The following is a 7,576-nucleotide window of genomic DNA, read 5'->3' as shown; positions in this document are numbered from 1 at the left end:
CTGGGGCGAAATCATTTTCACCGGCAGGGCGATGGCGTCACCGCTGTCGGTGACCAGTTCTTCGATCAGGCCGGACTTGTGCACCACGCGAAAGCGGGTGTCGCTGAGCTTGTGCAGGTGGAAAGAGTCGATTTTCTTTTCGCGCATCAGCAACTGGTCATCGGTGCTGCTGGTGCTGGTGACCTTGAAGGTTTCGCCGGTGCTCAGGGAGAGGATGTTGGTGGCGGTGTCGTACTGCGACAACTGCAATGTCCAGCCCGTGCCGAAGCCGGAATTGAGGGTGTTGAGCGGGCTGTAGGACAGGCGCAGGGGAACGTTGGGGCCGCTGAGGTCATTGCCCTCGAGCTCGGGCAGCGAGAGGCTGCAGGTGTATTGGCCAGTGCGCGGATCGACGCCGGTTTCGACGAAGCTGAGGAAGTTGAAAGCATTGGAGTGGACGTTGGAGGACGTGGTCATGATGGCGTTCCTTCAGGTAGCAGAGGAGGGGACTGCCCGATCAATTGGGAACTGCGGAGCGTTTGATGGTGACGCACGACAGCTTTCCGTCGATTTGCCCGGCCACGAGTTTTTTCTCCATCCGTACACCGCCTGAGCCGGCGACGACAGTGCCAACGGGTGTTGTCGCAGCAATATCGAGTTTGAGTGGATTTTCGAATGTCAGGTTATTTTTTACCGTCTTGAGATAGAAGTAAAAGTTCTGATCGATCTTGTCATTGCAGTCCGGGGTGTCATGAAATGAAATGACGGTCGCGGAAGGAGCGTTGAGTAATTTGAAATAGTAGATCTGGTCGTTTTCGCACGCCTCGGAGTCGTGGAAGTTATGCTCGCCCGTGACTAATTCGATAGAGCACGACAGGTTTCCCGGCACGCCGTCCTGTGGACCTTTTTTATAGAGTTCCAATGTTCCATTGCTGCGGACGTCGGCATGGGTAGGCAGCACTCCGGCGATCGCCAGGAGTAGCAAGAGTGCGCCCATGTAGAGCGATGACGCGGAAAATTTCTTGATGACTTGCATGGCAGTTACTCCGTTGTTTTGAAAAGAATTTCACGGGCAAAAGGCGATATCCCATGGCCGTGTTCGCAACTACGGTAGCACTGTGGCAATGGCAGCGAACCTAGCATTTTTGTCAGTAGGCGGCCCCTGGCAAGTGGCGTAGCGTGGTGAGCGTATTCATGTTCCGGCGGGTGCGGAAACGACCGGCTGAATAAGCCGATCCGTACAGGCAAGTCATAAACAAGGAGAACGACGATGAGTAATAGCAATCACAGTATCGATGAGTTGTTGGCTTGGCTGGACGGTAAATCCAGGACCTTCGGTCATGGCTGTGTTGTCGCCTATGATCAACGCAAGACCAATAAGTTATTGAGCCAGATATATATAGAGCGTTTCAATTCCACGAACGGTTACCTGCCGTTGATAAACCAGACGATGAAGTCTGGCGAGTATTCCATGGAACTCCTCAGTAATTTGAAGTTGAGTGCACCCAAGCTGTTGTTCTCCAACGCTGATCTGGACGCCTCCAGAGCCACCCTGACCATGGACTTTGTTGGCGGGTTGATCATGACCGTGCTGACCAGCGGTGGCGCGGCGGCACGCATCGACAGGATCTTGAAAGTACTGCCCGTTGGCGGGCCCCAATTGTCCATGGTTCTGGACCTGGAAAAGGTAAAGGGCGCTGTCGGCGATACCGGGCAGGTGGCGTTGAAAATCGCGGAGGGCAGGGAGTACAAGGCCAACTTTGTGCTGGGCGATATGCCCCAGGAACAGGTGGGTGCCCAATTCAAACTGTTTTTCGAGGGTTTGCGCGATGATCAGAAAATCTTCCCACTGGGCACGCTGTCCGGCGACCTGAATGGTCCGCTGACGCCGGAGGCGTTCGAGATCCGCACCATGCCGGCACCGGGGGCCACGCGCAGGGGCGCGGATAACTATGGCCATGGCGCGGTGTTGTTGTTCGTTCGACTCAAAGGCGATGCCGACATTAGTTACCCAGGCTCTGGATCGGATTTCAAATACCCGATTCCGGCGGACAGGAATGGCAAGGAATACACCGGTACGGTATTGCTCTCCAGCAGAGTATTGTTCAATGATTTGATCGGGCCACATGCCGCGACAGATATTGGTAACGGCATCAAGTTCAAGTCTTATGCAGGGGGCAATGATCTCGCTTCGTCACTTCAGGCGACCGCAGGCGGACTGGTGTATAACGAGTTTGAAGTTTATCGAAAAACGGGCGATCGCGAAAATGTTCGCCTGGTTGCTGATTATAACTTCGAGTTTTCCAGTGGGCCCTTTGTCGTTCAGAAAAGTGGTGACGGACTAAGCGCCGAATGGAATCCTTCTTTCAGCACTTCGTATTGGTTCAAGCATGTCAAGGCTGACTGGCCTGATTCCGAAAAAACAGGAACGCTCGAATGCGGTGCAAACACGGCAATTTCCATTAAGGCACGCCTGGACACCAATGGTGTGGTTGTTTTTGACAGTGATCTCAAGAGCAGAACTGTCCATATTACGACCAAGGTTGACCAAGAGCTGTATGGGCTGACGTATTCAAATGGCGATGGGGATGATTATTTTACGTCGTCCCTTAAGAATCAACTTAGTGGTCAATTCGACAATTTCCTGCACCGCATCACCGCGCCCAATGTCGACACGTTCCTGATTCGCAACTTGTTATTCCCAGGCCATAACGCCTTGCAACTTCACGACGTTTATGTACCTGGCGATCTTGCATTGTTCGGCCATATCGATCCGTTGCGCACCACGGTCGCGGTATCGCCGCTGCAGGTGACCCTTCTGCCAGGTGCAAGCCAGAAATTCACCCTCGACCCCGCGCCCAGTGGTGCCTCCTGGAGTGTGCGTAGCACCGAACCGGGCGAAACCAACGTCGGCACCATCGATGCCAGCGGCGTGTACAAGGCACCAGCAGCGAGCTCCCTGAAAGAGGGGTCTATGACGGTGGTGGTGACCGGCAAAGGCAAGCTCGATGGTCAGGATGTCACCGCCTCGGCCCTGGTTTCGGTGATGGAACACACGGTTACCGTGTCGCCCATTTTCCAGGTTTGTGATGCAGGAGCAGGTGTTGCGCTGACGGCCGGAATCATGGGCAGCGGCAACCCTGCCTGGGCGCTGAAAACCCCGGCACTGGGCGGCAAGCTCAGCACAAACGCGGGCGGCGAGTGCGTGTATACCTCTGCGCTAAGCAGTCCGGATCGTGATGCGATGTACATCGAGACTGTCCAGGTCAAGAACCCGACTGCAAACGACACGGTCGAGACTCAACTGCTGGTATTGAGGCCCCTCTCGATCAATTTGCCGGTGCTTATCAGCAAGGACAGCAAACCGGAGACCGGCCAGGTGCAACTGCATGTGGAGAGCAAGAATGGCCCGGTCCTTCCGCCGCCCGGCGCCATATGCAAGTTGCTGGTCAGCGGGGGAGGCACGCTCAGCCCGACGGGCGTATTCAAAGAGCCGGCCAATGCCAAAGGCTTCGCCGTTATCTCGGTGGTGATCCCCGGCGACTTTAGCGATCACAACGGGTTCATCGTGTTGCCGTTGCCGCTGTCGACCTACGCCGACATCTCTCGTCGGGCCAGTGACTTGATTCAGGCGCATGCCATAGCTGCTGCGCCAGACCTGCCTTGAACGACCCGCGTTACACCATGGCTGCTGCCGTTGCTGAACGGTGGCTGTGCTTTTACACCGACAGGATGAAATGAAATGTCTGACCAATCGCTCAATGCCTTGTTGCAATCGATGCAGGGCAAATCCGTTACCCGTGGCTGGGACGCCATCGTTACCATGAACCGCGGCAAGGTCAATCAACTGCTGGAGCAGCAGTACATCTCGCAGTTCAACCAGAACAGCTTCCTGAAGCGCATCCACGGCAGTGTGCCGCTGACCAACAATGGTTATGAGGTGCTGGAGCTCACCGGGCTATTGCTCAGCCAACCGCGGCTGTCGTTCGAAACCGCTTCATTGAGTGACTCCCGTGCCCACCTGACGATGGATATCGTCTCCGGCATGGTCGCCTACAAGCTTGAGGCGGCAGCGGGTTTTCCGAGGCGGATCACGTCCAGTTTCGCGGTCACTGAGCAGCACCAGTTCACCCTGGTGATGGACGTGGACCTGGAGGCCGTGATCGGCTCCGTGGGCCAGAAAGGCGAGGTCGTTCTCGACCTTGCCGAGGGATATAACTTCAGTTGCAATCTGGTGGACAACCCGCAGACGCAACAGGCACTGGGTAACTTTTTCCATGCGCTGTTCAAGCGCCAACCTGCCAGCGCCCGTCGCTATGTGCTGGGTATGCTGGATTTCGATCCCGACGACAAACTGGCGCCGCGCAACTTCGACGTGCGTACCCAGGCCGCGCCGGGTGCGACGGTTGCAGGCTCGGACACTTATGGCGAGGGTGCGGTGGTGCTGTTCGTGCGTACCCGCGAGAGCCTCTTCGATGGCTCTACACCGGGTGACGACGGTAATTTCCGCTACCTGATCCCCGACGACCGCGAGGCCGGCTCGGGCAAGCCGCTGTATTCCGGGTCGTTGATCCTGGCCAGCCGTGTGCTATTCGACTGGTTCATTCAGGGCTACCTGGAACGTAATGTCGGTCGCGGCCTGTCGTTGTCGCACACCTCGGACTCCAACGATCTGGCACGTGGGCTGAAGGCACGGGCGGGTAACTGGACGTTGGACGATATCGCGGTCGAGCATTCTGGTGGCGGTTTCCACCAGACCGCGTCGAACAACGTGCCGCTGGCCTTCGATTTCGCCAGCAGCGCAGCAGGCTCCCTGCCGCTCGAAGTCTCGGTGGTGGCTGGTGGACTGCTCAGGTTCGTCTGGAAAGGGGTGAATACCTTTTCCTTCTACTTCACCCGCAAGGAGTTGATGGGGGATGAGAAGAAAGAGAACGCCAATGTTCGCTTCACCCACACCCTGGAGTTCTTCCTGAAGGCCAGTGTCGATCCGGCCACCAGTGTCGTGACCTTCGTCACCGCGCCCGGGGGCTCCAGCTCGGTCCTGGCGGAGAAAATCAGCGGTGATATCAACCTCTACATCAGCTTCAAGCAGGCGTTCGAAGCGAGTCTGCAAGGCCTGATCGATAGCATGCACGGCCAACTCAAGGAGATCCGCCTGCCGGAGCTCGACCTGTTCGCCATCAACCACCTGCTGTTCCCTGAACAGAATGCGCTGCTGCTGACCCACGCCGCGGTGCCCGGCGATGTCGCGTTGTTCGGGCATATCAATCCGAAGCACACCGCACTGAAACTCGAGCCTTCCATCGTTCATGTGCTGGCCGGCACCACCCAACAGTTCGCGGTGCTCGGAGAGCAGTTCAAGGGCAAGGCGGGCAAGCTCACCTGGTCGGTGCGCAGTATCGATGGCAGCCGTGCCCAGGGCGATATCGACCAGAACGGCCGTTTCACCGCGCCGCCGCGCGAGCGCATGGTCGGCCAGGCGGTGCGCAATGTGATCACCGCCACCCTTGAGGACGCCGGCAGCGTCCTCAGCGCCTCGGCGCTGGTGGTGGTGGTGGCCGAATCCATGGTGGTGGTGCCGGGGATGGCGACCGTCGACCTGAGGAAGCCCGAGCCGATCACGGTGAAGGCCTCGAGCCTCAACGGCGGGACCATCAAGTGGACATTGCGCAGCGGCCCCGGCTCATTGCAGGCCAATGGCAATCAGGCGGTTTACACGCCGCCGACCAGTATCGGCCAGCCAGTGATCGCGGCCCACATCGAGGCCGAGAACACTTCGAGCGGAGCGAAGGTCATGGCGACTGTATTGTTGCTGCAGTCGAATCTCGCCCTGGAGCTGGCACCGGTCTTCCATCCCGGTCTGCCGCCGAGCGCATCGACGCGGGTGCGGCTGGCCGATGACGGATTGCCTTCCGAAAGGGTTCGCTGGTCGGTCACTGCCGGGGAGGGCACGGTCGATCCCGTGACGGGTGTCTTCACCGCGCCGGCCAGGATCACCATGCCTTACAGCGTGGTGCAGGCCACGGTGGAGGATGATTTCAGCAATTTCTACGGCTACAGCATCATCTATCAGTCCGAATACGCCAGCGAAGCGCGTTGGAACGAGTTACAGACGTTCGAACTCAAGGCGCTGTCTTCGCTGCAACTGTTCGCCAACGGCCAGCAGCAGGTCGAGGTAGAGATTGAAGTCGAGCCGAGTGAAGTCGATTTCGTTCCGGTGGAAGTGTCGGACACCGAGCTGAACAGCATCGTGCTAGTCAATGCGCACACCCTCGAACCGTTGCCTCGGGTTGACAGCGAAGGTGTACCGGTAGGCGACAACTGGGCCTACAACGAGCAGCACAATGATTACCTGTTCCACCCTAATGGCCTTGCCCGCGAGGAGGACGCCGGGACGCAGGGTATTCGCACCCGAAAACTCTATGTGCAGACCCGCGCGGGTTCGAAGACGACCATCGCCGCCATGCTGATCCGCGATGACCTGATGCCGTTCTACTCCAACCATGCCGGCAACGGAGCGCCTGCCACCATCGAACCGGTCCCGGTGCAGCCACCGAAATTCGACAGCAGCAGCTACAAGTTCGAGGCAACGCGGGTGGTGGGCGAGGATGACAATGACTACCACCTGGAAACCATCGACTACTACATCCTGCAACTGACCCATAACGGCGAAAACATTCCCTTCCGCCATATCGAGTTCGAAGAGCGCAGCGGCATGGTGCAGTGGGAGAGCCGCCAGTTCGAGGAAGACGTGGTCAGCTACACCGGTTACGCCTTGCGGGGCGACACCGAGTTGCGTTTCGACCAGGGCCTGTATGAACACATCCCCGGGGCGGTCCTGCCCGAGCTTGGTGTGGTGCCGGGCGAGGAATGTCCGGAGGGTGCGTTGTTGATCAGCCTGCACCGCAGCCAGTACTGGCGCTTTGACCTGGCTTGCGAAAGAACCTATGCCCGGCCGGTGAAGCTGCGCATCCTCGATGAGTACGGCAACCAACACCGTCTCCAGGTCAATTTCCGCGCGCCGAACAACCGCAACGAGTTGCGGGTCACCGTTCTCTGATCTGGCTGGCCCGATAACCGTGGCCCTGGCTCGATAGCCGGGGTCACGGTGTAATGATTGCCCTGCATGGAGTTCCTTGTTATGACCGCGTCCTCCAACGTCCACTCCAATGCTTTCAATTTCCTCAGCTTCGTCGAGACCGGCGTCGATCCGCGCACCGGTCAATACACCTGCAGCCTCTCGCTGCCCGAGCTCGAGGGCAATGACCTCAGCGGCCCCAACGTTCCCCTGCGCCTGTCCTACAGCCCGCTCAACACCCTCAATTCCGGGTTTGGCACGGGTTGGACATTGCAGTTGTCGCAGTACGACACCGCCACCAACATCCTGTCCCTGAGCACCGGCGAAACCTTCAAGGTCACCAGCACCAGCAGCACCGATGACCAGTTGCTGATGCGCGAAAAGAAAATCGACTCCTTCCACCTGCACAAGCTCAGCGACACCCGCTTTCGCGTGGTGCACAAGTCCGGCCTGATCGAAGAATTGGCCACCGACAGCGGTGACGCCATCGCCCTGCCGGTGAAAATGATTTCGCCACAA

At 58.2% G+C, this 7,576-nt stretch carries 4 protein-coding genes and 1 pseudogene; 3 read left to right on the top strand and 2 right to left on the bottom strand.

The window, feature by feature from the left end:
- Both NTD82_RS17835 and NTD82_RS17830 read right to left on the bottom strand, forming a co-directional pair.
- Positions 1–456, bottom strand: a pseudogene (locus tag NTD82_RS17835) (sugar-binding protein); the annotation flags it as partial.
- Between the two features lie 40 nt (positions 457–496).
- Entirely contained in the window at positions 497–1,015 is a 519-nt protein-coding gene (locus tag NTD82_RS17830; protein WP_262129644.1) for a hypothetical protein, read from the bottom strand.
- Positions 1,016–1,249: 234 nt separating this feature from the next.
- On the opposite strand from NTD82_RS17830, the gene NTD82_RS17825 reads away from it, so the two are divergent.
- The 3 genes from NTD82_RS17825 to NTD82_RS17815 form a co-directional block, all read left to right on the top strand.
- Positions 1,250–3,646 carry an Ig-like domain-containing protein gene (locus NTD82_RS17825; RefSeq protein WP_262129643.1) on the top strand — a complete coding sequence of 799 codons (2,397 nt, stop codon included), beginning with the start codon at positions 1,250–1,252 and terminating at the stop codon, positions 3,644–3,646.
- A gap of 75 nt (positions 3,647–3,721) precedes the next feature.
- The gene (locus tag NTD82_RS17820) at positions 3,722–7,039 is read left to right on the top strand and encodes a hypothetical protein (RefSeq protein WP_262129642.1); all 3,318 of its coding nucleotides are present in this window, start codon (positions 3,722–3,724) and stop codon (positions 7,037–7,039) included.
- A gap of 81 nt (positions 7,040–7,120) precedes the next feature.
- On the top strand, positions 7,121–7,576 hold a 456-nt coding region (locus NTD82_RS17815), incomplete at its 3' end, for a hypothetical protein (protein ID WP_262129641.1).

Source organism: Pseudomonas sp. 5P_5.1_Bac1 (assembly GCF_025466015.1).
Classification (GTDB): domain Bacteria; phylum Pseudomonadota; class Gammaproteobacteria; order Pseudomonadales; family Pseudomonadaceae; genus Aquipseudomonas.
This window is presented reverse-complemented; position numbering and strand designations above follow the sequence as displayed.